Raw genomic sequence first — 26,220 nt, 5'->3', positions numbered from 1 at the left:
ACAGATGCTGCTCCTGCGCTTTGGTTACTTTTGTCTGCACGGCATTTCGGCTTTTTCAAAAGTTACCGCAGAAACGGATATATGCATCGGCTAAATCAGAATTGTCCGACTTGTGAATGGAGCCCATATATGTAAGTCCATTGGTTTCTTTAAACTATCTTACATTTCCAGTCACAACTAAAAGCCTCTAACTCAACTTATGTACTTGGCAGCCACCTTTATTGATTGCTAAGGTTCCCCGGCATCATGTTAATCAAGAAATATCTCGACATATTCAGGCCATTGAAGGCCCTCGGATGCCCAACGCTACCAGCGTTATGCCAATCAACCTGTTCAAGAGGCGTATCCAGGTAAACAGTACGCCTCTGAATATCCAGCCCAAGAATAAACCCGATGGTTCAACTCGATTTCTATGGAACACTGGTCGCCGCCTCGCTAGTACTTTTGCTGGGTCGCGGACTCGTCGCACGTGTCGGTTTTTTGCGTGCCTATAATATTCCCGAGCCTGTCGCGGGCGGTCTCGTAGTTGCCTTGGTGCTCTTGATACTGCGGCTCCTTGATATTGAAGTACGGTTCGATACTTCATTGCAGACGCCTCTGATGTTGGCTTTCTTCGCCACCATCGGTTTGAGCGCGGACTTCGCCAGCCTGAGAAAAGGCGGGCGTGTGGTGGGGATCTTCCTGTTGGCAGTGACCGGGCTTCTGGTGGTCCAGAACGCATTGGGCATTGGGCTCGCCACGACGTTGGGGCTCGACCCGCTGATGGGCTTGCTGACGGGGTCGATCACCTTGGCGGGTGGGCATGGGACCGGTGCTGCCTGGGGAACGATGTTCAGCGAGAAGTTCGGGTTGGCCTCAGCCTCGGAACTGGCGATGGCTTCGGCAACGTTCGGCCTGGTATTGGGCGGCCTGATTGGCGGGCCGGTCGCTCGCGTGCTGATCAAGCGTGTCCCGAAACCTGGCCCTGAACATGAGAAGCCACGGCTGCCGAAGGGCTTTGAGCAACCAAACAAAGAACGCTCGATTACGCCGTTTTCATTTATCGAGACCCTGGCGCTGATCGCGGTCAGTTTGCTGGCGGGCACTTTGCTCAATGGCTGGCTTCACGACACTGCATTCGAGTTGCCGACCTTCGTCTGTGTCTTGTTCGTCGGTGTTGTGTTGCGCAACGGGCTATCGGCGCTTGGCGTGTATCAGGTATTTGAGCGGGAGGTCTCCGTGCTGGGGAATGTCAGCTTGTCGCTGTTCCTGGCGATTGCACTGATGTCGCTCAAGCTCTGGGACCTGGCGGCGCTGGCGTTGCCGATCTTCATCATCCTCGCCGCGCAGGCGCTGGTCATGGCATTGTTCGCGATTTTCGTGACGTTCAGAATGATGGGGCGTAACTACGATGCGGCAGTATTGGCGGCGGGGCATTGTGGTTTTGGCCTGGGTGCCACACCGACGGCTATTGCTAACATGCAAGCGGTGACCCAACGCTACGGCGCTTCTCAGATCGCCTTTCTGGTGGTGCCGATGGTGGGCGCGTTTTTCATCGACATCATTAATGTCATCGTGATCAAGCTGTACCTGGCGCTGCCATTTTTTGCTGCGTGATGAAGCCTGAATAACATCGGCCAAGAAAAATGCCCGTATCGTGCGATACGGGCATTTTTCTTTAGTCGCTCAACTACCAGGGTATGACTGAAGCCACTGGAAAGCGGCACTCAGATCGTCAGCGTCCAGTCGTAATCCACGATCAGCGGCGCGTGTTGCGAGAACCGTGGCTGACGCGGCAGACGAGCGCTGCGTACGAAGCGGCGCAGGCCAGGCGTCAGCAACTGGTAGTCGAAACGCCAGCCGAGGTTGAGCATCTCGGCCTGTTCGTTGTCCGGCCACCAGCTGTACTGGTCACCCTCGCGGCTGACTTCGCGCAGGGCATCGACATAGCCCATGTTGCCAATGATCTCGTCCATCCACGCCCGTTCCGGCGGCAGGAAGCCCGGGGATTGTTGGCTGTCGCGCCAGTTCTTGATATCCAGCTTCTGTTGCGCCACGTACAGCGAGCCACAGTAAATGTACTCGCGACGTTTGCGCCGCTGTTTATCCAGGTAACGGGCGAAGTCGTCCATCAACTTGAATTTCTGATTCAAATCTTCATCGCCGTTCTGTCCCGAAGGAAGCAGTAAGGTCGCGATGCTGACCTTGTCGAAATCGGCTTGCAGGTAGCGCCCGTAGCGGTCCGCCGTCTCGAAACCGAGACCGTTGATGACAGCCTTCGGTTGCAGCCGCGAGTACAGAGCCACGCCACCCTGGGCGGGGACTTCGGCATCGCAGGCATAAAGGAAGTAACCATCCAGTTGGAAGGCTGCATCGTCCAGTTCAAAGGCGGAGGCGCGGGTGTCCTGCAGGCAGATGACGTCGGCATTCTGTGCTTGCAGCCAACTGAGCAAACCACGCTCCACTGCAGCCTGAATACCATTGACGTTCACACTGATGATCCGCATAAATGGCCCCAAAAATCACGTGCGTGTATGATACACGGCGTGTACCTATTTAGCTAAATCCGCGGTATTTGAGGCTTTTTTTCATGCAGGCGTATCAGCGCGATTTCATTCGTTTTGCCATCGATCGCGGTGTTTTGCGCTTCGGTGAGTTCACCCTCAAGTCCGGACGCACCAGCCCGTACTTCTTCAATGCCGGCCTGTTCAACAGCGGTTCCGCCCTGGCCCAGCTGGGTCGTTTCTACGCGGCGGCCATCGTTGAGAGCGGGATCCCGTTCGACGTGCTGTTCGGCCCGGCCTACAAAGGCATTCCGCTGGCGGCCACCACGGCCGTGGCCCTGGCCGAACACCACGGTCGCGACTTGCCTTGGTGCTTCAACCGCAAGGAAGCCAAGGCCCACGGCGAAGGCGGTAGCCTGGTAGGCGCGCCGCTGACCGGCGAAGTGTTGATCATCGACGACGTGATCACCGCCGGCACGGCCATTCGCGAAGTAATGCAGATCATCGCTTCCCAGGACGGCGCCAAGGCCGCCGGCGTACTCATTGCCCTGAATCGCCAGGAGCGCGGCAACGGTGAACTGTCGGCGATCCAGGAAGTGGAGCGTGATTTTGGCATTCCGGTGATCAGCATTGTGTCGCTGAACCAGGTGCTGGAATTCCTGGCCGACGACCCGCAGCTCAAGCAGCATTTGCCGGCGGTCGAGGCTTATCGGGCGCAGTTCGGCGTCTGAAAGACGCTTCACCTGCGGTGAGGGAGCTTTTATGGCGAGGAAGCTTGCTCCCGCTGGGGCGCGCAGCGGCCCTCGCTTTTGTTGGGGCCGCTGCGCAGCCCAGCGGGAGCAAGCTCCCTCGCCACAAGATATCCGGCTCCCGCCACAGGCGCATCCAGCCCATAAGGCGTGATGCAAAAAAAGACCCCGCTCAGCCAGGCTGAGCGGGGTCTTTTTTGTGGGCGTCTTTCAAGCGCGCTTGCGATTGCTGATCAACGTCCCCACGCCCGTATCGGTGAAGATCTCCAGCAGGATCGCATTAGGCACCCGGCCATCAATGATCAGCGAGCTACCGACGCCGCCCTGTACCGCTTCCAGTGCACAGCGGATCTTCGGCAGCATGCCGCCGTAGATGGTGCCGTCGGCGATCAGGTCGTCGACCTGTTGGGTCGACAGGCCGGTCAGGACTTTGCCGGACTTGTCCATCAAACCGGCGATGTTGGTCAGCAGCATCAGCTTTTCAGCTTTCAGTGCTTCAGCAACCTTGCCGGCCACCAGGTCGGCGTTGATGTTGTAGGACTCGCCGTTGGCACCCACGCCGATCGGCGCGATCACCGGGATGAAGTCGCCCTTGACCAACAGATTCAACAGGTCGGTGTTGATGCCGACCACTTCGCCCACCTGGCCGATGTCGATGATTTCCGGCTGGGTCATCTCTGGGGTCTGGCGGGTGACGGTGAGTTTTTTCGCCCGGATCAGCTCGGCATCCTTACCGGTCAGGCCGATGGCGCTGCCGCCATGGCGGTTGATCAGGTTGACGATGTCCTTGTTGACCTGGCCGCCCAGGACCATTTCCACCACGTCCATGGTCTGCGCGTCGGTGACGCGCATGCCGTCGATGAAATGGCTTTCGATCGACAGCCGCTTGAGCAGGTCACCGATCTGCGGGCCGCCACCATGGACCACCACCGGGTTGATACCCACGGCTTTCATTAGCACGATGTCGCGGGCGAAGCCGGTTTTCAGCTCCTCGCTTTCCATCGCGTTGCCGCCGTATTTGATCACCAGGGTCTTACCGACGTAGCGTCGGATGTAAGGCAACGCTTCGGACAGGACCTTGGCGGTATGGGCGGCGGCTTCGCGTTCGAGGGTCATTCAGGGCTCCGGTGGTGCTTCAATGAATCAAAACGGTAGTTGGAGATCAGGTGCAACACGTTTGAGTTGGCTGTGGAACACATCCTTGATGCGCTGCAGTTCCGCTTCGTTGTCAGCCTCGAAACGCAGCACCAGCACCGGTGTGGTGTTGGATGCGCGAACCAGGCCCCAGCCTTGGGGATAGTCGACCCGCACACCGTCGATGGTGGTCAGTTCGGCGCCTTCGCCCCATTGCGCGTCGTGCAGTGCATCAATGATGCTGAATTTGCTCTCTTCGGTCACATGGATATTGATTTCTGGCGTAGAAATATCGTTCGGGAAGGTCGCGAACAGCTCTTCCGCAGTGGATTTTTCCTTGCTGAGGATCTCCAGCAGGCGTGCGGCGCTGTAAATGCCATCGTCGAAACCGAACCAGCGTTCCTTGAAGAAGATGTGGCCGCTCATCTCGCCGGCCAGCAGCGCGCCGCTTTGTTTCATTTTTTTCTTGATCAACGAGTGACCGGTCTTCCACATCAGCGGGCGACCGCCATATTCCTTGATCAGCGGCACCAGGCGACGGGTGCACTTCACGTCGAAAATGATTTCGGCATCCGGGTTGCGTGCCACCACGTCCTTGGCGAACAGCATCAGCAGGCGGTCCGGGAACACGACGCTGCCGGTGTTGGTGACCACGCCCACGCGGTCGCCGTCACCGTCGAAGGCCAGGCCCAGGTCAGCGTTGGTTTCCTTGACCTTGGCAATCAGGTCTTGCAGGTTTTCCAGCTTGCCCGGGTCCGGGTGGTGGTTAGGGAAGTTGCCATCCACTTCGCAAAACAGCGGGATCACTTCGCAATTGAGCGCTTCGATCAGCTGTGGCGCGATCACGCCGGCCGCGCCATTGCCGCAGTCGACCACGACTTTCAGGCGCCGGGCGAGCTTCACGTCCTTGACGATTTCGTCGCTGTAGCGGTCGAGGATATCGACCTTGGTGATGCTGCCCTTGCCGCTGCTCAGGTCGTTGGTCTTGAGGCGGGTGTGCAGGGCCTGGATCTGCTCGTTGGCGAGGGTGTCGCCGGCAATGACGATCTTGAAGCCGTTGTAGTTCGACGGGTTGTGGCTGCCGGTGAGCATCACGCCGGATTTGCCGGCCAGTACGTTGGCGGCGTAGTACAGCGCCGGGGTCGGGACCAGGCCTACGTCGCTGACGTGGCAACCGCTGTCGGCAACGCCCTTGATCAGTTGCTCGACCAGTTCAGGGCCGGACAAGCGGCCATCGCGGCCAACGGACACATTCGGTTCGCCCTGGGCCAGGCTTTGTGAGCCTATGGCGCGGCCGATCCAGTAGGCGGTTTCGCCAGTGAGGGTTTCCGGAACCACGCCACGGATGTCGTAGGCGCGGAAGATGCTGTCAGGAAAGATCGGTGCGATTGCGGCTGGGGTGTTCATGGGCGGGGCGCTCTATCAAGGAAAGTGACTGGACAGGCCGACGACGGGCGCCGGCAGGCTCAAGCTGAAGGGTATGACGGCGTTTTTGACAGAGAGTTCGTGGTGGGAAAATGCCATGAGATAGCGTTACCCCGGCCTCGGTCGCCTAATACCTTGATTCCGGATGGGAAACCTAGCAGAAAGCCATTGCGCATTTTTTGCCCTGAAACAGAAGCTTAATAAACCGGCCGGGCAGGACGCCCGGCCTGGAGCGCAGATCAGTGGCTGCCGGAATGGCCGAAACCGCCGGCGCCGCGCTGACTCTCGTCGAATTGCTGCACCAGTTCGAAGTGGGCCTGGACCACCGGCACCAGTACCAACTGGGCGATGCGCTCGCCCACGGCGATATTGAACGCGGTTTGCCCACGGTTCCAGCACGACACCATCAGCTCGCCCTGGTAATCGGAGTCGATCAGGCCCACCAGGTTGCCCAGCACGATGCCGTGCTTATGGCCCAGGCCCGAGCGCGGCAGGATCAGCGCAGCCAGGCCCGGATCACCGATGTACACCGACAGGCCGGTGGGGATCAGCAGGGTCTGGCCCGGTTCCAGGAGGGTGTCCTGCTTGAGCATTGCCCGCAGGTCGAGGCCGGCGGAGCCTGGCGTGGCGTACTGCGGCAGCGGGAATTCGCTGCCGATGCGGGGATCGAGGATCTTGGCTTGTAGAGCGTGCATGGAAATTAAACCTGGTTCAGCCGTTCGGCGATGAAAGTGATCAGTTGGCGGGCGATCTTGCCCTTGCTGGTCTGGGCGAAAAGGGTGGCGTGCAACTGGCGGTCGATCACGCTGCAGGCGTTCTCTTCGCTGTTGAAGCCAATGCTCGGGTTGGCGACGTCGTTGGCGACGATCAGGTCCAGGTTTTTGTCCTGGAGCTTGCGCGCGGCGTAGTCGAGCAGGTTTTCGGTTTCGGCGGCGAAGCCGACACTGAAAGGCCGGTCGGGGCGGGTGGCGATGGTTGCCAGAATGTCTGGGTTACGCACCATTTGTAGCAGCAGGCCGTCACCGCTCGTAGGGTCTTTCTTCAATTTTTGTGGGGCTACGACTTCGGGGCGGTAGTCCGCGACCGCCGCCGAAGCAATGAACAGGTCGCACGGGATGGCCGCTTCGCAGGCCGCGAGCATGTCCCGGGCGCTGACCACGTCGATGCGGGTGACGCGATCGGGAGTCGGCAGGTGCACGGGGCCGGTGATCAGCGTTACCCGGGCGCCGGCTTCGACGGCGGCTTCGGCCAGGGCAAAACCCATTTTTCCCGAGCTGTGGTTGGTGATGTAGCGCACCGGGTCAATGTTTTCCTGGGTCGGGCCGGCGGTGATCAGTACGTGCTTGCCGGTCAGGGCCTGGCGCTGGAAGCAGTCGGCGGCGCATTGGGCCAGGTCGTTGGCTTCGAGCATGCGGCCCATGCCGACGTCGCCGCAGGCTTGGCTACCGGAGGCGGGACCGAAGACTTTCAGGTCGCGGCTTTCGAGCAACTGCAGGTTGGCCTGGGTGGCCGGATCGCGCCACATGGCTTGGTTCATGGCCGGTGCGACGGCGACCACCGCGTCGGTGGCGAGCACCAGAGTGGTCAGCAGGTCGTCGGCGATGCCCTGGGCCAAGCGGGCAATCAAATCGGCGGTGGCGGGGGCGATCAAGACCAGGTCGGCCCACTTGGCCAGCTCGATGTGGCCCATGGCGGCTTCAGCCGCGGGGTCGAGCAGGTCCAGGTGAACCGGGTGGCCGGAGAGGGCCTGCATGGTCAGCGGGGTGATGAATTCACTGCCGCCGCGGGTCATGACAACCCGCACTTCCGCGCCCTGGTCGATAAGCCGGCGAACCAGCTCGGCGCTCTTGTAGGCGGCGATGCCGCCGCCGACGCCCAGAACGATGCGTTTCCGATACAGCCGCTGCATAGGCCTGCCTTTCGATTTCAGTGGTCAATGCAAGGCGCACCCTTGGCAACAGCTGGCCGAAGAGGCAAATCGCCTGCAAAAAAGATGGGCTACGATATCACAGCGACCGCTACGGAACAGCGGCGCTCCACAGACCAGGAGGTCCTATGAGTATTCGTGATTGGCCGGCGGCCGAGCGCCCGCGGGAGAAGTTATTGGAATTGGGTTCGGCGAGCCTTTCGGACGCCGAACTGTTGGCGATCTTCCTGCGAACCGGCGTGGCCGGGAGAAGCGCGGTAGATCTGGCTCGACACCTGCTGCAGCAATTCGGCTGCCTGCGGGTGCTGCTGGAAGCCGACCTGCGCACCTTCAGCGCACAACTGGGACTGGGCCCGGCGAAGTTTGCCCAGTTGCAAGCGGTCCTGGAAATGGGCCGTCGACACCTGGCCGAGGACTTGCGGCGAGAGTCGGTGCTGGAGAGTCCGCTGGTAGTGCGTGATTATCTCAAGGCCATGTTGCGCCACGAAGCCCATGAAGTGTTCGGCTGCCTGTTCCTTGACTCCCGGCATCGGGTGCTGGCCTACGAAGCGCTGTTTCGCGGTTCCATCGACAGCGCCAGTGTCTATCCCCGGCAAGTGGTCAAGCGCGCCCTGGCCCACAATGCCGCCGCGCTGATCCTGTGCCACAACCATCCTTCCGGCCACACCGAGCCCAGCCAGGCTGATCGGGTGCTCACCGAACGGTTGCAAGAGGCGTTGGAACTGATCGATGTGCGGGTGCTCGACCATTTCATCGTCGGCGACGGGGAGCCGTTGTCGATGGCGGAGTATGGGTGGATGTGAGCAAAGGCTGGTGCTCATAAAGCCGCTTGTGGGAGCGGGCTTGCTCGCGAAAGCGGCCTGTCAGTCGACTGATTGGCTAACTGAACTGACGCTTTCGCGAGCAAGCCCGCTCCCACAGGGTTTGCTGTAGGCAGGGTTACTTGAGGCTGACCTTGGAGTAATCCTGGCGCCCGAACGGGCTCACCGAGTAATCCTGGACATCCTTGCGGGTCAGGGCGAATGCGGTCGGGTGCGCCAGCGGCAGCCACAGCGCCTGTTGCTGGATCTGCGCCTGGGCCTGTTCGTAGAGCTTGGCGCGCACGCCTTGCTCGCCGGTGGTCTTGCCGGCGCTGATCAGTTTGTCCAGGTCCGCGTTGCAATAGCGCGCGAAGTTGGTCCCGGACTTGACCGCCGCGCAGGAAAACTGCGGCGTGAGGAAGTTGTCCGGGTCACCGTTGTCGCCGGCCCAGCCCATGAACAGCAGGTCATGCTCGCCGGCCTTGGCGCGGCGGATCAGCTCGCCCCATTCGATTACGCGGATCTCCGCCTGGATGCCGATTTCCGCCAGATCCGATTGCAAAAGCTGCGCACCCAGGCTCGGGTTGGGGTTCAGCAGGCTGCCGGAAGGGCGGGTCCAGATGGTGGTCTGAAAGCCTTCCTTCAAACCGGCCTTGGCTAGCAGTTCACGGGCCTTGACCGGGTCATGGGCATAGCCGGGCAGGTTCTTGGCGTAGCTCCAGGTGTTCGGCGGGTAGGGACCGTTGGCCGCTTCGGCGGTGCCTTCGAAGACAGTCTTGAGGTAGCTGGCCTTGTCGAAGGCGAGGTTGATGGCTTGCCGCACCTCGGGCTTGTCCAGGGGCGGATGCTGGCTATTGATCGCGACGAACGCGGTCATGAAGGCGTCGGTCTGGGCCACGGCCAGCGTGGGTTCCTGCCGGGCGGCCTGCACGTCCAGCGGCTTGGGCGACAGGGCGATCTGGCATTCATTGCGCCGCAGTTTCTGCAGGCGCACGTTGGCATCCGGCGTGATGGCGAAGATCAACGGGTCCACTTGGGGCTTGCCGCCGAAATAGTCGTCGTTGGCCTTGTAGCGAATCGAGGCGTCTTTCTGGAACCGGCTGAAGATGAACGGGCCGGTGCCGATGGGTTGGTTATTGAGCTTCTCCGGCGTGCCGGCCTTCATCAGTTGATCGGCGTATTCGGCCGAATAGATGGAGGCAAACCCCATGCTCAAGGTTGCCAGGAAGGTCGAGTCGGCATGGTCGAGCGTGAAGCGCACGGTCAGTGGGTCCAAGGCGTCGATTTTCTTGATCAGCGCCGGCAGTTGCATGGACTGGGCGTGGGGGAAGCCGCTCTGTGCGACTTTGTGCCAAGGGTTTGCCGGGTCGAGCATGCGCTCGAAGCTGAACTTCACGTCCTCGGCGGTCAGGTCGCGGCGCGGCGTGAAATATTCAGTGCGGTGAAACTTGACCTGTGGGTGCAGCTTGAACACGTAGGTCAGGCCATCGGTCGAGATTTCCCAGTGGTCGGCCAGGCTCGGGACGACTTTACCGCTGGCGGTGTCGAAGTCCACCAGGCGATTCATCAGCACATCGGCAGAGGCGTTGGTGGTCGTCAGCGAGTTGTACTGGACCACGTCGAACCCTTCCGGGCTGGCCTCGGTACAAACGCTCAGGGCGGCCGCCTGGGCCAGCGGGCTGATCAGCAGAGGGGCGAGCAACAATGGTAGGGCAGCGAGGCGCATGAGCAGTTTCCTTGTGCAGGTCGAAGGCCCATCTGCGAGTGCAGTCTGGAAAAGGCCTACCCTAGTGGGCTCGCTGGCAAATGACTATCCCCTTTTTGCATTTTCCGGCACGCTGCGCCGGGGCATGGGCGGCTCCAACCCCGTCGCGAGGGTGAAAAAACACTATGCAGCGACGAGCGGTCACAAGCCGCGCCGGCCTTGGCCCCAGCTGCCCGGTGCGGTTGGGCGAGGGTTTTCCAGAAAGACAAATCACATCGGCTGTTGTTGCGCTCTGGTCTTTCTGGTATAAAGCAGCGCTCTTTTCTAGGGGCCCGGTTCCTTCACTGTAGGTGTAGCCGGTAAGACCCTTAAAGAAACGCGGCGCCTGGCGCCAAATGACTGAGAGATTAAGCGGCCAACCCATGCCGGGTTGGGCATGTGGTTTTAGAGGGCTGAGGCATGTCGAGAGTCTGTCAAGTTACCGGTAAGGGTCCGGTGACTGGGAATAACATTTCCCACGCAAACAACAAAACCCGTCGTCGTTTCCTGCCGAACCTGCAGCATCACCGCTTCTGGGTTGAAGAAGAGAAACGTTTTGTGCGTCTGCGCGTATCTGCCAAAGGCATGCGTATCATCGACAAGCGTGGCATCAGTGTCGTGCTGGCCGAACTTCGTCGCGATGGCAAGGTTTAAGGGAGCTAATCATGCGTGAATTGATTCGTTTGATCTCGAGCGCCGGTACTGGTCACTTCTACACTACCGACAAGAACAAGCGTACTACCCCGGACAAAATCGAGATCAAGAAATATGATCCGGTTGTTCGCAAGCACGTGATCTACAAGGAAGGCAAAATCAAGTAATTGATTTTTCCATCTGACAAAAAAGGCCCGTATCGCGAGATACGGGCCTTTTTTGTTGCTGGCTTTCGGGGCCTCATCGCGATCAGGCTCGCCCCCACAAAGGCACCACAGAACCCTGTGGGAGCGAGCCTGCTCGCGATAAGGCCAGCCCCGACGACAGAAAACTCAAGCCTTCTGTTCAAACACCACATAGATTTTGCGGCACGGCTCCAGTACTTCCCACGTGCCCTTGAAGCCCGCCGGGATCACGAAGCGGTCGCCGGCCCGCAGTGTCTTGGCATTGCCATCGGTGTCCCGCAGCACTGAAACTCCCTGAACGATTTCGCAGTATTCATGCTCGGTGTAGTTGACTGTCCACTGGCCGACAGCGCCTTCCCATACCCCGGCATTCATTTGGCCGCACGGGCTGTTGTAATGGTTGAACACTGCTTGTTCGGGGTCGCCCTTGAGTACCTTGGCCGGATCCGGGCGATAGCGGTCGGCGGCAGTGATGGCCTGGCTGAAATCGACGATGTCCTGGATGCTCATGCGGTAATCCCCCGGTAATGACGGCGCGAATGGCTGGAAGAGCCAGAGTCTATGTTTATTAAAACGAACATCGCAAGGCTGTTTGCCGGCCTTGTGTCAAATATATTGAAACATGACCGGCCGCTGGTTTAGGGTGACGGGTGCCCCGTGCCTGAAACAGCGCCTGAAACAGGCAGGCCGGGCAGATTTCTCAAAGCGCTACGCACCGGGTGCGTGGCGTTCTTACTCAATAAGAGGAGGACACACGCATGACCACCCTGACTCGTGCCAACTGGGAGCAACGCGCCCGCGAGCTGAAGATCGAAGGCCGCGCCTTCATCAACGGCGAATACACCGATGCGGTGTCTGGCGAAACCTTCGATTGCATAAGCCCGGTCGATGGTCGGCTGCTGGGCAAGATCGCCAGTTGCGACGTTGCCGATGCCCAACGTGCCGTCGAGAGCGCCCGCGCCACTTTCAATTCCGGCGTCTGGTCACGCCTGGCGCCCAGCAAGCGCAAAGCCACCATGATTCGTTTCGCCGGCCTGCTCAAGCAGCACGCCGAAGAACTGGCCCTGCTCGAAACCCTCGACATGGGCAAGCCGATCAGCGACTCCCTGTACATTGACGTTCCTGGTGCGGCCCAGGCATTGAGCTGGAGCGGCGAGGCCATCGACAAGATTTATGACGAAGTGGCCGCCACCCCGCACGATCAACTGGGCCTGGTGACCCGTGAGCCAGTGGGCGTCGTGGGCGCGATCGTGCCGTGGAACTTCCCGTTGATGATGGCATGCTGGAAACTCGGCCCGGCGCTGTCCACCGGTAACTCGGTGGTGCTCAAGCCGTCGGAAAAATCCCCGCTGACCGCCATCCGTATCGCTGCCCTGGCGGTCGAGGCCGGAATCCCCAAAGGCGTGCTCAACGTGTTGCCCGGCTACGGTCATACCGTCGGCAAGGCCCTGGGCCTGCACATGGACGTGGATACGCTGGTGTTCACCGGTTCGACCAAGATTGCCAAGCAGTTGATGGTGTACTCCGGCGAGTCCAACATGAAACGCGTCTGGCTGGAGGCGGGTGGTAAGAGTCCGAACATCGTGTTCGCCGACGCGCCGGACCTGCAGGCCGCCGCTGAATCGGCCGCCAGCGCTATCGCCTTCAACCAGGGTGAGGTGTGCACGGCCGGTTCGCGGCTGTTGGTGGAGCGCTCGATCAAGGACACCTTCCTGCCGCTGGTGATTGAAGCCCTCAAGGGCTGGAAGCCGGGTAACCCGCTGGATCCGGCGACCAACGTCGGCGCCCTGGTGGATACGCAGCAGATGAACACCGTGCTCTCCTACATCGAGGCCGGTCACAGCGACGGCGCCAGGTTGGTGGTAGGCGGCAAGCGGATCCTCGAGGAAACCGGCGGCACCTATGTCGAGCCGACGATCTTCGACGGCGTGAGCAACGCCATGAAAATCGCCCAGGAAGAGATTTTCGGCCCGGTGTTGTCGGTCATCACCTTCGACACCGCCGAAGAAGCCATCGAGATCGCCAACGACACGCCCTACGGTCTGGCCGCAGCGGTATGGACCCGGGACATCTCCAAGGCCCACCTCACCGCCAAGGCCTTGCGTGCGGGCAGCGTATGGGTCAACCAATACGACGGCGGCGACATGACCGCACCGTTCGGTGGCTTCAAGCAATCGGGCAACGGCCGCGACAAGTCGCTGCACGCATTCGACAAGTACACTGAGCTGAAGGCGACCTGGATCAAGCTGTAAAAACCTAGCCGGTTCTTGCCCTTGTGGGAGTGAGCCTGCTCGCGATAGCGGTATGACAGTCGACACCTGTGTTGAATGTTGCCCCGCCATCGCGAGCAGGCTCGCTCCCACATTGTTTTGAGTGATGCCTTGTCGTTGATTCTGATCGGCGAGCGCTACCGCGACGATGCGCTGGTGCGGGCCAACGCTCACATCGCGCAATTATGGGGAATCGGTTGCCTGATCGGTCCGTTGGCGGCGCGAGCGGGCAGCCTGCCTGAATCACCGAAATCCTGTGGCGAGGGAGCTTGCTCCCGCTTGAGTGCGCAGCGCTCAAAAAAAGGCCGTTTCGCAGCCCGGCGGGAGCAAGCTCCCTCGCCACGGGATGTGTTCATCTTCAACAGGTTCGCAGGGCTACAACATCCGCTCCAACCCGATTGTCGTGGCAAACCAGGCGTTGAACCGGCGCCACCAGCTACCCGGCTCGCGGTCCAGTTGGTGTTGTTTGCCGTTGTCCTCGGTGGTCCAGACCAGTTTTCCATCTTCCAGCCTGGCCTGATAGCTCAGCGCCGGCGCCATGCCTTGCAAGGCCAGTTCACGCACCTGCCCGGCGAGTTCAGGGCTATCCACCAGCACGCCGACTTCGGTGTTCCACAGTACCGAGCGTGGGTCGAAGTTGAACGAGCCGATGAATGATTTCTGCTGGTCAAAAATGATCGCCTTGCTGTGCAGGCTGGAGTCCGACTCACCGTAGGACTTGCTGTAGAACAGGTGCGGGCTGCTGCCTTTGTCCCCCGGTTGGCGCCGCAATTCATACAGCCGGACGCCATGCTCCAGCAGGGCCTTGCGATACGGCGTGTAGCCGCCATGCACCGCCGGCACATCGGTGGCTTCCAGGGAGTTGGTCAGCAGACTCACCGAAACCCCGGCATCGGCGCGGCTGGTCAGGTACACCAGGCCCGGCTGGCCGGGAACGAAGTAGGCGGAAATCAGGATCAGCTCTTTGCTGACGCCTGTCAGCTCCGGTGCCAGTTGGGTGGTCAGCAGCAATTGCGGGTCCGGCTCGTCTTTGCTCAAGACTTTGCTGGGGGCGTCCCACATCGCCTTGTTCCAGGCCCAGATCAGCTGGCTGCGCCAGATATCCAGGCGCGGTTGGGTCCGGTAGGTGGTCAACTGCCGGTAGAGCGCCTGGTTTTCCTTGTGGGTCTGCTCCAGGGACTGCTGCAGGCGCAGGCGGCTGTCGGCCAGGTCCTTGGGTGTCGGGCGATGGGACAGGAACTGCTCGACCGGCTTGCTCAGGGCGCTGTTCCAGTACTGGTCGAAGCCGTGGCCCAGCTGTTCGGCCACCGGCCCGACGCTGAGCAGGTCGATGTCAGTGAAGTTCAGGTTGGGTTCGGCGTCGAAATACTCGTCGCCCAGGTTGCGTCCGCCAACGATCGCCATGCTGTTGTCCGCCAGCCATAGCTTGTTGTGCATCCGCCGATGTTGCAGCGACAGGTTGAACAGCCGCCCGAGGCTGCGGGTCACGCCGGTGGCGCGGCCCAGGTGCAGTGGATTGAACAGGCGTATCTGAATGTTGGGGTGGGCGCCGAGGGTTGCGATGGTCTCTTCCTGTCCATCGCTGGTGGTGTCGTCCAGCAGGATCCGCACGCGCACGCCACGGTCGGCGGCCTTGAGTAGTTCATCCACCAGCATTCGTGTGCTGATGCCGTCATGCACGATGTAGTACTGAAGATCCAGGCTGCGTTGGGCGTGGCGGATCAGCTCGGCCCGGGCGGTGAAGGCCTCGGTGCTGTCGGAAAGCAACCGAAAGCCCGAGCGCCCTTCATGGGTTGCGGCCTGGGCCTGGACCGATCGGCCGAATGCCGATTCGCTGGCCGGCAGTGCCTGGGAAGGCTCGCGAGTGACATCAAGGCTGGCGCACCCCCCCAGTAGCGAGGCGACCAGCAGTAGCGCAGGCAGGATGGGTCTGGATCTCACGTAGGATCGTTCCGCTTGTTTGCGTTGATCGGTTATTGGCTGCTGCTTCCCTGCGTAAGGTTCAGACGACGTCGCGCTGGGTTTCGTTCAACAGTGCGATGGCGGCGGCGCCCACCTTGCGCACCGCCTCTTCGATCTGGGGTGTCGGCTTGGCAGCGTAGTTCATCCGCAGACAATTGCGATATTTGCCCGAGGCCGAAAAAATGCTGCCGACGGCGACTTGTACGCCTTGATCGAGCAACACGCGATTGAGCTTGAGCGTATCGAAGCCGTCGGGCAGTTCGACCCACAGCATGAAGCTGCCTCGCGGGCGACTGGCGCGGGTGCCGTGGGGGAAATAGCGACTGACCCAATCGATCATTACGTCACGATTGCGCTGGTATTGCGTGCGCATCCGCCGTAAATGCGGTTCGAAATGCCCACCTTTTAGAAATTCGGCGATGGCGATCTGCGGTTGCGGCGCGGTGGAGCCGGTGCTGATGTATTTCATGTGCAGCACCCGTTCCAGGTATCGGCCCGGGGCGACCCAGCCGATCCGCAGGCCGGGTGCCAGGGTCTTGGAAAACGAACTGCAGAGCAGGACGCGGCCGTCTTCATCGAAGGACTTGATGGTGCGCGGTCGCGGGTAGGTGTAGGCCAATTCCCCATACACATCATCTTCGATAATTGCCACGTCGAAGCGCTGGGCCAGGGTCAACAGCGCGCGCTTATTGGCTTCGGGCATGATGTAGCCCAGCGGGTTATTGCAACTGGGCGTTAACTGTATGGCCTTGATTGGCCATTGCTCCAATGCCAGTTCAAGCGCCTCCAGGCTGATGCCCGTCAGCGGGTCGGTAGGAATCTCCAGGGCCTTCATGCCCAGGCCCTTGAGAGTTTGCATCGCCCCGTGAAAGCTGGGGGAGTCCACCGCGACGATATCGCCCTGCTCGCAAGTGGCGCGGATGCTCACCGACAACGCCTCGTGACAGCCCGTGGTAACGATCAGGTCGCCGGGGCCGAACTGGCAGCCGGAGTCCAGTGACAGCCGGGCGATCTGTTCGCGCAAGGCGAGGTTGCCGTAGATGTTGTCGTAATACAGGCCTGGCATGTCTTGTCGACGGCTGATCTGCGCCAAGCTGCGCAGCAGTGGCTTCATGGTCGGCGAATTGATGTCCGGCATGCCGCGTCCCAACTGCACCACGTCCTTGCGCGGCACCGCGCGTATCAGCTCCAGCACCTGGTCCCATTGGGAGATATCCACAGGTCGTTGGGCCGGGCGGCCCACCACCGGAAGGTCTGGCAGCTCGCGGCTGGGCGGGACGAAGTAGCCGGACTTGGGTTTCGGCATCGCCAGCCCGCTGTCCTCCAGGACGCGGTAGGCCTGCTGCACCGTACTCAGGCTGACCCCATGTTCCGTGCTGAGCGCGCGCACCGACGGCAGTCGATCACCGGGGCGGTAGAAGCCCTGTTCGATGCGGGTGCCGAGCAATTCTGCGAGGTTCACGTAGAGGGTCATGCTGCGCTCCGGTGTAGTGGAACATGCGACCCATACAGTTGGGTCGGAAAATGGCAATTCAGTCGCATAAATCGTCAATCTGTATGTATATAAAAGATTCAGGTTGAATCTGTATCGATTTTCGCCGTCCGCGCATCATGAAACCTCCGGCTACCCAAGTAAACAGGAGCGATCAAAATGAACGGCTTGAGCGATGTGCGGCTGACGTTACACAGCCAGGAACTGGCAGCGGGACAGGAAAAGGAGCTGCGCAGCGCGACACTGCGCAACGCGCCTGCCTGCCAGAGTCGCTGGGGCCTGTTCTGGCATCGTCTGCATACACGCAAGGCCTTGTTGGAGCTGACTCCCGAACAGTTGCATGACATCGGGCTGAGTCGGGAGCAGGCGCGGGAGGAGGGGGTCAAGCCGTTCTGGCGGTTGTGAAGCGTCAGTCAAATTGAGCACAAACCCCTGTGGCGAGGGGATTTATCCCCGTTGGGACGCGAAGCGTCCCTAAAACCTGAGATGCGGTGTGTCAGGCATCCAGCTTTGGGCCTGCTTCGCAGGCCAGCGGGGATGAATCCCCTCGCCACAAAAAACAACATCAGTCATCTGGATCAAACCAACTCTTTCAACCGATGCCACAACATCCCCAGCGCCAACAGCGGCGAGCGCAGGTGCTTGCCGCCAGGGAATGTCATGTGCGGCACCCGGGCGAACAGATCAAAGCCGCCACTGTGCTGCCCGCTGATGGCTTCGGCCAATAGTCTGCCGGCCAGGTGCGTGGCGTTCACGCCATGGCCGGAATAGGCCTGGGCGTAATACACATTGGGCTGGTCCTTGAGCCGGCCGATCTGCGGCAGGCGATTGGCACCGATCCCGATCATCCCGCCCCATTGATAATCGATTTTCACGTCTGCCAGTTGCGGGAAGACCTTGCGCATCTTCGGTCGCATATAAGCGCCGATGTCCTGCGGGTCGCGGCCGGAGTAGTGACAGGCACCCCCGAACAACAGCCGGCGATCCGCCGATAGCCGGTAGTAATCCAGCGCCACCCGCTGGTCACAGACCGCCATGTTCTGCGGCAACAGGGCCTGGGCCTGCGCCGGGCTCAGGGGCTCGGTCGCAATGATATAGCTGCCGGCTGGCAATACCTTGCCGCTGAGTTCCGGATTCAGACCACTGAGATAAGCGTTGCAGCCCAGCACCAACGTCTTGACGCGGACCGAGCCTTGTTGCGTATGCACCTTCACTTCCGGGCCGTAATCAATGCGCGTCACCGCCGACTGCTCGAACAGCCTGACCCCCATTTGTTGCGCAGCGGCGGCTTCCCCCAGCGCCAGGTTCAGTGGGTGCAGATGCCCCGAGCCCATGTCGATCAAACCACCGACGTAGCGGTCCGAACCCACCACGCTGTGCATCTCGTGGGCTTGCAGCAGCCGGGTGGGATGGCAATAACCCAGGCTACGCAGCTCCTCGGCGTCTTCGGCAAAGCCTTCCAGGTCGGCAGGTTTGTTGGCGAGGTCGCAATAGCCCCAGGTGAGATCGCAAGGGATCTGAAAACGCTCGACCCGTTGTCGGACGATTTCCACCGCTTCAAGCCCCATGAGCTTCATCTGACGTACGCCGTCGGCGCCGATCACCGAGGCGAACTGATCGAGACCATGGCCGACACCGCGAATCAACTGGCCGCCGTTGCGCCCGCTGGCGCCCCAGCCGATTTTGTGGGCTTCCAGCAACACTACACTCATGCCGCGTTCGGCCAGCTCGATCGCCGTGTTCAGCCCGGAAAACCCGCCCCCGACCACGCAGACATCCGCCACCAGCTCGCCTTGCAGCAGCGGATGGTCCGGTTGCGGCAGGCTGCTGGCGGCGTAATAAGAGGCGGCGTGCGCGTGGCTCGGGACCGGTTGCTGAACACGGGCGTTCATGTGCGTAATCCTGATTGTTGTGTTTGAGAAATTTTACGGAGAATAAGCCGTGGCTTCGTCCCTGGGCAACAGTGGTCGGCTGGCGCTGTCTGGCCCAGGGCTTTTAAGGCAAAATCGCGGACAGTCCCACCTCGGTAATGGTCACGATGAGTTGCAACAGTCAGAAAATTCGCACGCTGCGCCAGCAGATTCCCTCGTTCGAGTGCGTGCCGGGCTGCCATGACTGCTGTGGGCCGGTGACCACCTCGCCAGAAGAAATGGCCCGCCTGCCGCGCAAGACCCGCGCCGAGCAGGACGCTGCCATGGAAAAACTCGACTGCGTGCACCTGGGGCCGGACGGTTGCACCGTGTACGACGAGCGACCGCTGATCTGCCGCCTGTTCGGCACCACGGCGAGCTTGCCGTGCCCCAATGGAAGGCGGCCGGCGGAGTTGATCCATCCGCGGGTCGAGAAGCAGATTCATGAATACATGGCTGGCAATCGCCAGGTGTTGGTCTGACCAAAGGACCGAGTCGCGGCCTTCGCGAGCAAGCCCGCTCCCACATGGGATCTCAACCGTTCCAAGAAATGGGGTTCGCCGCAAGACCACTGTGGGAGCGGGCTTGCTCGCGAAAGCGGTCTCCCGGACGCCCCCTTCCTACCACCGGACTCAATCCGGAATCGGCAGGTTCAGGCTCTCCTTCACTTCTTCCATCACGATGTAGCTCTTGGATTCGCGCACATGGGGCAGCTTGAGCAGGATGTCCCCCAGCAGCTTGCGGTACGAAGCCATCTCGGAAATCCGTGCTTTCACCAGATAGTCGAAATCCCCTGACACCAAGTGACATTCCAGTACGTGGGGTAATTTCAGCACGGCGCGTCGGAATTCTTCGAAGGTGTCGCCGGATTTGTAGTCGAGGCTGATCTCGACGAATACCAGCAGGCTTCCCTTCAGGTGCTGCGGATTGAGCCGGGCGTTGTAGCCCATGATGATCCCTTCGCGCTCCAGCCGCCGCACCCGCTCGGTGCAGGGCGTGGTCGACAGGCCGACCTTTTCCCCCAGTTCAGTGAAGGAGATCCGCCCGTCCGCCTGGAGGATGCGCAGGATGTTGCGGTCGATCTTGTCCAGCTCGCGCTTGGTCTGGGTGTTGGTACGCACAGGTGATGCGCCTCCGTGAAAAGGGTTTTCGCCGAGAATTCTCGCCAAATATAAGCAGTTATATAGTGAAAAGCACTGCCTGATCTTTTTTACACTGCGCGCATCTAAGCTTTTGTATAACAAACGTCAGCGGTTATCCGCGATGAGGGTTTCAACATGCGCGTTCTGGTCTTGGGTAGCGGCGTCATCGGTACCGTCAGTGCTTACTATCTGGCCCGTGCCGGGTTTGAGGTGGTGGTGGTCGACCGTCAGCCGGCGCCTGCCATGGAAACCAGCTTCGCCAACGCCGGTCAGGTGTCGCCGGGGTATGCCTCGCCGTGGGCCGCCCCGGGTGTGCCGCTCAAGGCCATCAAGTGGCTGCTGCAGCGCCACGCACCCCTGGCAATCAAGGCCACCGCCGACATCGACCAGTACCTGTGGATGGCGCAGATGCTGCGCAACTGCACCGCCAGCCGTTATGCCGTCAACAAGGAACGCATGGTGCGCCTGTCCGAGTACAGCCGTGACTGCCTCGACGAATTACGCGCCGAAACCGGTATTGCCTACGAGGGCCGGAGCCTGGGGACTACCCAACTGTTCCGCACCCAGGCCCAGCTCGATGGCGCGGCGAAAGACATCGCCGTATTGAAAGAGTCCGGCGTGCCGTTCGAAGTGCTCGACCGTGCAGGTATCGCCCGGGTCGAGCCGGCCCTGGCGAATGTCACCGACATCCTGGCCGGTGCCTTGCGCCTGCCCAACGACCAGACCGGCGACTGCCAGATGTTCACCACGCGTCTGGCGGAAATGGCTGTGAAACTCGGCGTGCAGTTCCGTTTCGGCCAGGATATCCAGCGCCTGGATTTCGCCGGGGACCGCATCAACGGTGTCTGGATCGATGGCAAGCTGGAAACCGCCGACCGCTACGTCCTGGCCCTGGGCAGCTATTCGCCGCAACTGCTCAAGCCCCTCGGGATCCGTGCACCGGTGTACCCGCTCAAAGGCTACTCGCTGACGGTGCCGATCACCGACCCGGCCATGGCCCCGACCTCGACCATCCTCGACGAAACCTACAAGGTGGCGATCACTCGCTTCGACAACCGTATTCGCGTGGGCGGCATGGCGGAAATCGCCGGTTTTGACCTGTCCCTCAACCCGCGTCGGCGCGAAACCCTGGAGATGATCGTGGGCGACCTTTATCCTCGCGGCGGCGATCTGGCCCAGGCCAGTTTCTGGACCGGCCTGCGCCCGACCACTCCGGACGGTACGCCGATCGTGGGTGCAACCCCGCTCAAGAATCTGTTCCTGAACACCGGCCATGGCACCCTCGGATGGACCATGGCCTGTGGTTCCGGTCGCCTGCTGGCGGACCTGATGGCGAAGAAAAAGCCGCAGATCAGCGCCGAAGGCCTCGATATTTCCCGTTACGGCAGCAAACACCAGGAGTCTGCGAAACATGTCAGTCCAGCGCCAGCTCACCAATGACCGCATGAGTCAGGTCGTCGTGCACAACGGCACCGTTTATCTGGCGGGGCAGGTCGGCGACGACATGTCTGCCGGAATCGAGCAGCAGACCCGCGAAACCCTGGCCAACATCGAGCGTTTGCTCGACCTGGCCGGGACCGACAAGACGCGCCTGTTGTCGGTGACCATTTACCTGAAAGACATCGAGGCACATTTTGCCGGCATGAACTCGGTGTGGGACCAGTGGCTGCCCAAAGGCGTCGCCCCGGCCCGCGCCACGGTAGAAGCCAAACTGTGCGAACCGCAGATCCTGGTGGAGCTGTCCGTCGTGGCGGCGCTGCCTTAGTCCTCAACACGATCCCTCTCCCGGCGCTGTTGGTGGTTCACACTGTCAGCCAGCGCCGGTTTTTTATTCATGACCGCCTAGAAGCCTGCCGCCATGCGTCCTGCCCGTGCCCTGATCGATCTTCAAGCCTTGCGTCATAACTACCAATTGGCCCGCGAAGTCACCGGGGCCAAGGCCTTGGCGGTGATCAAGGCTGACGCCTACGGGCATGGTGCGGTGCGCTGTGCCGAGGCTTTGCAGGACCTGGTGGACGGGTATGCCGTGGCCTGCATCGAGGAGGCCCTGGAACTGCGGGCCGGCGGGATTCGCGGGCCGGTCCTGCTGCTCGAAGGGTTCTTCGAGGTCGATGAGTTGCCGTTGATCGTCGAGCACGATTTCTGGTGCGTGGTGCATTCGCTGTGGCAGCTCGAAGCGGTTGAACGCGCAAACCTGAGCAAGCCGATCACGGTCTGGCTCAAGCTCGATTCCGGCATGCATCGGGTCGGGCTGCACCCGGCGGACTACCAGACGGCTTACCGTCGGCTGCTCGCCAGTGGCAACGTGGCGAAAATCGTCCTGATGAGCCACTTCGCCCGTGCCGATGAGCTGCATGATCCGAGCAGCCCCCAGCAACTGGCGGTGTTCGAGGCGGCCCGCCAGGGGCTGGCGGCGGAAATCAGCCTGCGCAATTCCCCCGCTGTACTCGGCTGGCCACAGATACCGAGCGACTGGGTGCGCCCGGGCATCATGCTCTACGGTGCCACCCCCTTCGAGGAAGCCAATGCGGTCGCCTCGCGCCTGCAACCGGTAATGACCCTGGAGTCTAAGATCATCAGCGTGCGCGAGCTGCCTGCTGGCGAGCCGGTGGGCTACGGCGCCCGTTTCGTAACGACGCAGCCGACCCGGGTCGGAGTGGTCGCCATGGGTTACGCCGACGGCTATCCACGCCAGGCCCCCACCGGTACCCCGGTGCTGGTGGACGGGCAACGTAGCCAACTGGTCGGACGGGTGTCGATGGACATGCTGTGCGTCGACCTCACCCACATCCCCCAGGCCGGGCTCGGTTCGACCGTGGAGCTATGGGGCAGGAATGTGCTCGCCAGCGACGTGGCCAAGGCCGCCGATACGATTCCCTACCAGATTTTCTGCAACCTGCGGCGAGTGCCACGGCTCTATTCCGGGAGTTGACGCAGGACGCGCCTGACCGGAAGTCGCTTCACCGCACAGGATTCGGGTCAAAGTGTTGTAAATACTGAACGCTGTCGCCATGATAACGCTCACTTTCCTCACAACCTGATTCCCTGGAGGCTCCAGCATTGGACGTCGGTGAACGACTGCAAGCCATTCGTAAACTCAAAGGCCTTTCCCAGCGTGAACTCGCCAAGCGCGCGGGCGTCACCAACAGCACCATTTCGATGATCGAAAAGAACAGCGTCAGCCCCTCGATCAGCTCGCTGCGCAAGGTCCTTGGTGGGATTCCCATGTCCATGGTCGAGTTTTTCTCCGAAGAAATCCTCCAGGAGAAACCGACTCAGATTGTCTACAAAGCCAACGAACTGATCGACATCTCCGACGGCGCCGTGACCATGAAACTGGTGGGCAGGGCACACCCGAGCCGGGCGATTGCCTTCCTCAACGAAATCTACCCGCCTGGCGCCGACACCGGTGACGAGATGCTTACCCATGAAGGTGAGGAAACCGGGATCCTGGTGGAAGGGCGGTTGGAGTTGGTGGTCGGCGGCGAGACATTCGTGCTCGAAGCGGGCGACAGCTACTATTTCGAAAGCACCAAGCCGCACCGTTTCCGTAACCCGTTCGATGTGCCGGCGCGACTGATCAGCGCAGCCACACCGGCCAATTTCTAAGAAACTTGGCGCCGAGCCCGGATGGTAAGGCGCCTGGGGGTAAGCGGGTCGCGACCGATAAGACCCTTGCGATTTTAGGGTTGTTTCAGAGTGACAGGCTTACCGCTATACTTGCGCCCGCCTGCAAACCGTGGCCGCAGGCGTGACTAGCCACCATTGAGGGTGTACGCGTGAACCTAATTATGAAAATGCTGGCTGCACCAGCAACCGTATTGGCCCTTTGGGCTGCGAGCGCTCAAGCGGCGCCCACCGATGAAATCGCCAAACGTCTTGAACCCGTCGGCCAGGTTTGTGTTCAGGGCAAAGAATGCAAGGGCATGGAAGTGGCCACTGCAGCGGGTGGCGCTGGCGGCGCCAAGGCACCGAAAGATGTCATTGCCAAACATTGCAACGCTTGCCACGGCACCGGCCTGCTCGGCGCACCGAAAATCGGTGACAAGGCTGCCTGGAAAGAGCGCGCCGACCACCAGGGCGGCCTCGACGGCATCCTGGCCAAGGCCATTACCGGCATCAACTCCATGCCGCCTAAAGGCACCTGTGCCGACTGCTCGGATGATGAGCTCAAGGGCGCCATCAAAGAGATGTCCGGGCTGTAATCTGCCGGCATCCAGCGCGAAAAAAGCCGCTTGCGAGCGGCTTTTTTGTGCCCGGCGTTTTTCTGGGCTGTTCATCGCAACCAAGACCCGGCAAGCTCGGTCCAACCCACATTCATGGAATGTCCCGGAGGGTCGGATGGTGCAGTTGTGTTCAATTGAACAGGCGGTGGACGAGGTGCTTGAGCGCCTGCCCGCGCATATCCATCTCGGCATGCCCTTGGGGCTGGGTAAACCGAATCTGTTCGCCAACGCGCTGTACCGGCGTATCGCGCAATTGCCCGAGCGGCAACTGACCATTTATACGGCCCTGAGCCTGGGCCGGCCGAACCTCGGCGATGGCTTGCAGAAGCGCTTCATCGAGCCGTTCATCGAGCGGGTCTTCGGCGACTACCCTGAGCTGGACTACCTCGACGACCTGCACCGGGACAGCCTGCCGGCCAACATCCGCGTCGAGCAGTTCTTCATGCAGCCCGGCAGCCTGCTGCACAGCGCATCTGCCCAGCAGGACTACGTCAGCAGCAACTACAGCCACGCGGCCCGAGACATCAATGCCGCCGGCTTGAACCTGGTGGCGCAACTGCTGGCGAGCGATCCGCAGCACCCGGATCGCCTGAGCCTGAGCTGCAACCCGGACATCACCCTCGACCTGCTACCGATGATCGCCAAGCGGCGGGCAGCCGGGGAGACCATCCTCATGGTCGGGCAAGTGCACAGCGACCTGCCGTACATGCCCGGGGACGCGGAAGTCGGCATCGATGATTTCGACCTGCTGATCGATGAGAAAGACAGCCACACGCTGTTTTCCACGCCGAACATGCCGGTGGGCTTCCAGGATCATTTCATTGGCCTTCACGCCAGTGCCCTGGTGCGCGACGGCGGTACCTTGCAGATCGGCATCGGCTCCATGGGCGATGCATTGACCGCGGCGCTGTTGGCACGTCAGGCCGACAATGCGGGTTACCAGGCGTTGCTGGCTGACGTGAACCTGAGCCAGTGGGCGCAATTGATCGAGCGCGAAGGCGGCGTCGAGCCATTTGCCAAAGGCCTGTACGGGTGCAGCGAAATGTTCGTCAACGGTCTGCTGGTGCTGGCCGAGGCCGGGATCATCCGGCGCAAGGTCTACCCCGACGTGCTGACCCAGGAGCAGGCCAACGCTGGCACGCTCGACGAGGCGGCGCAGCCTGACGGCATCTGCATCCACGGTGGGTTCTTCCTGGGTCCGCGCAGTTTCTACGAGCGCCTGCGCGAATTGCCCCAGGGCCGGCGCCTCGAATTCAACATGACCCGCATCAGCTACATCAACGAGCTGTACGGCCAGGAACAGCTCAAGCGCCTGCAACGCCTCGACGCGCGCTTCATCAATACGGTGTTCACCATGACCCTGCTGGGCGCCGGGGTGGCGGACCAGTTGGAAGACGGGCGAGTCCTCAGCGGTGTGGGCGGGCAGTACAACTTCGTTGCCCAGGGCCATGCGCTGGAAGGCGGACGTTCGATTCTGCTACTGCGCAGCTGGCGCGAAGCCGGGGGCGAGATCAGTTCGAATATCGTCTGGGAGTACGGTCATTGCACGATTCCCCGGCATCTGCGGGATATCGTGGTGACCGAATACGGCATCGCCGACCTGCGGGGCAAGACCGATGCCGCGGTGATCGAGGCCTTGCTGAACATCAGCGATTCGCGCTTCCAGCCAGGGCTGATCGAGCAGGCGCAGAATGCCGGCAAGCTGCCGAAGGACTTCCGTCTCGATCCACGGTTTGCCGACAACACTTCGGAGCGTTTGCAGGCGATCCAGGCACGGCATCCGAATCTGTTCCCCGAATACCCGCTGGGCTCAGACTTCGATGGCGTGGAGCGGGACTTGTTGCGGGCGCTGAACTGGCTCAAGAGCAAGTTCAAGCTCAGCGAGATGTTGGAGCTGGGCAAGGCGGCACTGGACGCGCCAGAGGCAGCGGCCTACCCCGAACATCTGGAGCGGATGCAGCTGGCGAGCACTGACGGGCTGAAGGAGGATTTGTCTCAGCGCCTGTTGCTTGCAGGGCTCAAGGCCACCACGCAGTAACCGCCAACCCGTAACCCTTGTGGGAGCGGGCTTGCTCGCGAAGGCGGTGTATCAGCCAGAAATATTTTGACTGACACAC

At 61.1% G+C, this 26,220-nt stretch carries 24 protein-coding genes and 2 pseudogenes; 15 read left to right on the top strand and 11 right to left on the bottom strand.

The features are described from left to right. Window positions 1-393: 393 nt before the first annotated feature. Window positions 394-1,596: a sodium/glutamate symporter gene (gene gltS / locus RGM2987_RS08805; protein ID WP_245139842.1), complete on the top strand. Its 1,203-nt coding sequence runs from the start codon at window positions 394-396 to the stop codon at window positions 1,594-1,596. Window positions 1,597-1,706: 110 nt separating this feature from the next. Here gltS and RGM2987_RS08800 read toward each other — a convergent pair whose 3' ends face one another. Next, window positions 1,707-2,486 carry an exodeoxyribonuclease III gene (locus RGM2987_RS08800; protein ID WP_245139840.1) on the bottom strand — a complete coding sequence of 260 codons (780 nt, stop codon included), beginning with the start codon at window positions 2,484-2,486 and terminating at the stop codon, window positions 1,707-1,709. An 83-nt stretch (window positions 2,487-2,569) separates the two neighbouring features. Between RGM2987_RS08800 and pyrE the strand changes: the two genes are divergently transcribed. After that, the gene (gene pyrE, locus RGM2987_RS08795; RefSeq protein ID WP_214999691.1) at window positions 2,570-3,214 is read left to right on the top strand and encodes an orotate phosphoribosyltransferase; all 645 of its coding nucleotides are present in this window, start codon (window positions 2,570-2,572) and stop codon (window positions 3,212-3,214) included. A 228-nt stretch (window positions 3,215-3,442) separates the two neighbouring features. Here the strand turns inward: pyrE and argB are convergent, their stop codons facing one another. The 4 genes and pseudogenes from argB to coaBC form a co-directional block, all read right to left on the bottom strand. Then, on the bottom strand, window positions 3,443-4,348 hold the full coding sequence (gene argB, locus RGM2987_RS08790; protein WP_245139838.1) for an acetylglutamate kinase: 906 nt from the start codon (window positions 4,346-4,348) through the stop codon (window positions 3,443-3,445). 27 nt (window positions 4,349-4,375) lie between these two features. Continuing rightward, window positions 4,376-5,779 (bottom strand): annotated as a pseudogene (locus tag RGM2987_RS08785) (phosphomannomutase/phosphoglucomutase); the annotation flags it as partial. A gap of 251 nt (window positions 5,780-6,030) precedes the next feature. Next, on the bottom strand, window positions 6,031-6,486 hold the full coding sequence (gene dut / locus RGM2987_RS08780; RefSeq protein WP_245139836.1) for a dUTP diphosphatase: 456 nt from the start codon (window positions 6,484-6,486) through the stop codon (window positions 6,031-6,033). Window positions 6,487-6,491: 5 nt separating this feature from the next. Beyond that, window positions 6,492-7,700 (bottom strand): bifunctional phosphopantothenoylcysteine decarboxylase/phosphopantothenate--cysteine ligase CoaBC, encoded by a 1,209-nt coding sequence (gene coaBC / locus RGM2987_RS08775; RefSeq protein ID WP_245139833.1) that lies wholly within the window; start codon window positions 7,698-7,700, stop codon window positions 6,492-6,494. A 146-nt stretch (window positions 7,701-7,846) separates the two neighbouring features. On the opposite strand from coaBC, the gene radC reads away from it, so the two are divergent. Then, a complete protein-coding gene (gene radC, locus RGM2987_RS08770; protein ID WP_245139830.1) occupies window positions 7,847-8,521 on the top strand; it encodes a DNA repair protein RadC in 675 nt (224 codons plus the stop codon). 136 nt (window positions 8,522-8,657) lie between these two features. Here the strand turns inward: radC and RGM2987_RS08765 are convergent, their stop codons facing one another. Further along, a complete protein-coding gene (locus RGM2987_RS08765; RefSeq protein ID WP_245139828.1) occupies window positions 8,658-10,244 on the bottom strand; it encodes an ABC transporter substrate-binding protein in 1,587 nt (528 codons plus the stop codon). Between the two features lie 438 nt (window positions 10,245-10,682). Here RGM2987_RS08765 and rpmB point away from each other — a divergent pair, with 438 nt between their 5' ends. Next, the gene (rpmB, locus tag RGM2987_RS08760; RefSeq protein ID WP_003177273.1) at window positions 10,683-10,916 is read left to right on the top strand and encodes a 50S ribosomal protein L28; all 234 of its coding nucleotides are present in this window, start codon (window positions 10,683-10,685) and stop codon (window positions 10,914-10,916) included. A gap of 11 nt (window positions 10,917-10,927) precedes the next feature. Beyond that, on the top strand, window positions 10,928-11,083 hold the full coding sequence (rpmG, locus tag RGM2987_RS08755; RefSeq protein ID WP_003177274.1) for a 50S ribosomal protein L33: 156 nt from the start codon (window positions 10,928-10,930) through the stop codon (window positions 11,081-11,083). A 165-nt stretch (window positions 11,084-11,248) separates the two neighbouring features. Here the strand turns inward: rpmG and RGM2987_RS08750 are convergent, their stop codons facing one another. Then, the gene (locus RGM2987_RS08750) at window positions 11,249-11,611 is read right to left on the bottom strand and encodes a cupin domain-containing protein (RefSeq protein WP_245139826.1); all 363 of its coding nucleotides are present in this window, start codon (window positions 11,609-11,611) and stop codon (window positions 11,249-11,251) included. 248 nt (window positions 11,612-11,859) lie between these two features. Between RGM2987_RS08750 and RGM2987_RS08745 the strand changes: the two genes are divergently transcribed. Then, entirely contained in the window at window positions 11,860-13,353 is a 1,494-nt protein-coding gene (locus tag RGM2987_RS08745; protein WP_245139824.1) for an aldehyde dehydrogenase, read from the top strand. A gap of 129 nt (window positions 13,354-13,482) precedes the next feature. Next, window positions 13,483-13,605, top strand: a pseudogene (locus RGM2987_RS08740) (MFS transporter); the annotation flags it as partial. A gap of 141 nt (window positions 13,606-13,746) precedes the next feature. Here the strand turns inward: RGM2987_RS08740 and RGM2987_RS08735 are convergent. After that, on the bottom strand, window positions 13,747-15,312 hold the full coding sequence (locus RGM2987_RS08735; protein ID WP_245139821.1) for a phospholipase D family protein: 1,566 nt from the start codon (window positions 15,310-15,312) through the stop codon (window positions 13,747-13,749). 61 nt (window positions 15,313-15,373) lie between these two features. Continuing rightward, window positions 15,374-16,807, bottom strand: coding sequence for a PLP-dependent aminotransferase family protein (locus RGM2987_RS08730; RefSeq protein WP_245139818.1), 1,434 nt, complete (start codon window positions 16,805-16,807; stop codon window positions 15,374-15,376). A gap of 177 nt (window positions 16,808-16,984) precedes the next feature. On the opposite strand from RGM2987_RS08730, the gene RGM2987_RS08725 reads away from it, so the two are divergent. Further along, window positions 16,985-17,230 carry a DUF1127 domain-containing protein gene (locus RGM2987_RS08725; RefSeq protein ID WP_245139816.1) on the top strand — a complete coding sequence of 82 codons (246 nt, stop codon included), beginning with the start codon at window positions 16,985-16,987 and terminating at the stop codon, window positions 17,228-17,230. 173 nt (window positions 17,231-17,403) lie between these two features. Here the strand turns inward: RGM2987_RS08725 and RGM2987_RS08720 are convergent, their stop codons facing one another. After that, window positions 17,404-18,717 (bottom strand): FAD-binding oxidoreductase, encoded by a 1,314-nt coding sequence (locus RGM2987_RS08720; protein ID WP_245139814.1) that lies wholly within the window; start codon window positions 18,715-18,717, stop codon window positions 17,404-17,406. A 146-nt stretch (window positions 18,718-18,863) separates the two neighbouring features. On the opposite strand from RGM2987_RS08720, the gene RGM2987_RS08715 reads away from it, so the two are divergent. Continuing rightward, a complete protein-coding gene (locus RGM2987_RS08715; RefSeq protein ID WP_245139811.1) occupies window positions 18,864-19,217 on the top strand; it encodes a YkgJ family cysteine cluster protein in 354 nt (117 codons plus the stop codon). 150 nt (window positions 19,218-19,367) lie between these two features. On the opposite strand, the gene RGM2987_RS08710 is transcribed toward RGM2987_RS08715, so the two are convergent. Further along, window positions 19,368-19,856 carry an Lrp/AsnC ligand binding domain-containing protein gene (locus RGM2987_RS08710; protein ID WP_003206849.1) on the bottom strand — a complete coding sequence of 163 codons (489 nt, stop codon included), beginning with the start codon at window positions 19,854-19,856 and terminating at the stop codon, window positions 19,368-19,370. Window positions 19,857-20,012: 156 nt separating this feature from the next. Between RGM2987_RS08710 and dadA the strand changes: the two genes are divergently transcribed. From dadA to RGM2987_RS08680, 6 genes are all read left to right on the top strand, one after another. Continuing rightward, window positions 20,013-21,317, top strand: coding sequence for a D-amino acid dehydrogenase (gene dadA / locus RGM2987_RS08705; protein ID WP_245139809.1), 1,305 nt, complete (start codon window positions 20,013-20,015; stop codon window positions 21,315-21,317). Next, window positions 21,289-21,642, top strand: coding sequence for a RidA family protein (locus RGM2987_RS08700; RefSeq protein WP_245139806.1), 354 nt, complete (start codon window positions 21,289-21,291; stop codon window positions 21,640-21,642). Before dadA ends, RGM2987_RS08700 begins: the two co-directional genes overlap by 29 nt. 93 nt (window positions 21,643-21,735) lie before the next feature. Beyond that, on the top strand, window positions 21,736-22,809 hold the full coding sequence (gene alr / locus RGM2987_RS08695) for an alanine racemase (protein ID WP_245139803.1): 1,074 nt from the start codon (window positions 21,736-21,738) through the stop codon (window positions 22,807-22,809). 128 nt (window positions 22,810-22,937) lie between these two features. After that, on the top strand, window positions 22,938-23,486 hold the full coding sequence (locus RGM2987_RS08690) for a cupin domain-containing protein (RefSeq protein WP_245139801.1): 549 nt from the start codon (window positions 22,938-22,940) through the stop codon (window positions 23,484-23,486). Window positions 23,487-23,668: 182 nt separating this feature from the next. Then, complete coding sequence (locus RGM2987_RS08685; protein WP_245139868.1) at window positions 23,669-24,082, top strand: c-type cytochrome; 414 nt, start codon at window positions 23,669-23,671, stop codon at window positions 24,080-24,082. A gap of 136 nt (window positions 24,083-24,218) precedes the next feature. Beyond that, window positions 24,219-26,141: an acetyl-CoA hydrolase/transferase C-terminal domain-containing protein gene (locus RGM2987_RS08680; protein WP_245139799.1), complete on the top strand. Its 1,923-nt coding sequence runs from the start codon at window positions 24,219-24,221 to the stop codon at window positions 26,139-26,141. The last annotated feature ends 79 nt before the right edge of the window (window positions 26,142-26,220 follow it).

The sequence above is a fragment of the Pseudomonas sp. RGM2987 genome, from assembly GCF_022952855.1.
In the GTDB taxonomy this organism is placed as follows: domain Bacteria; phylum Pseudomonadota; class Gammaproteobacteria; order Pseudomonadales; family Pseudomonadaceae; genus Aquipseudomonas.
Note: the sequence above shows the minus strand (reverse complement) of the source record. Positions and strands in the feature narration are given on the sequence as shown.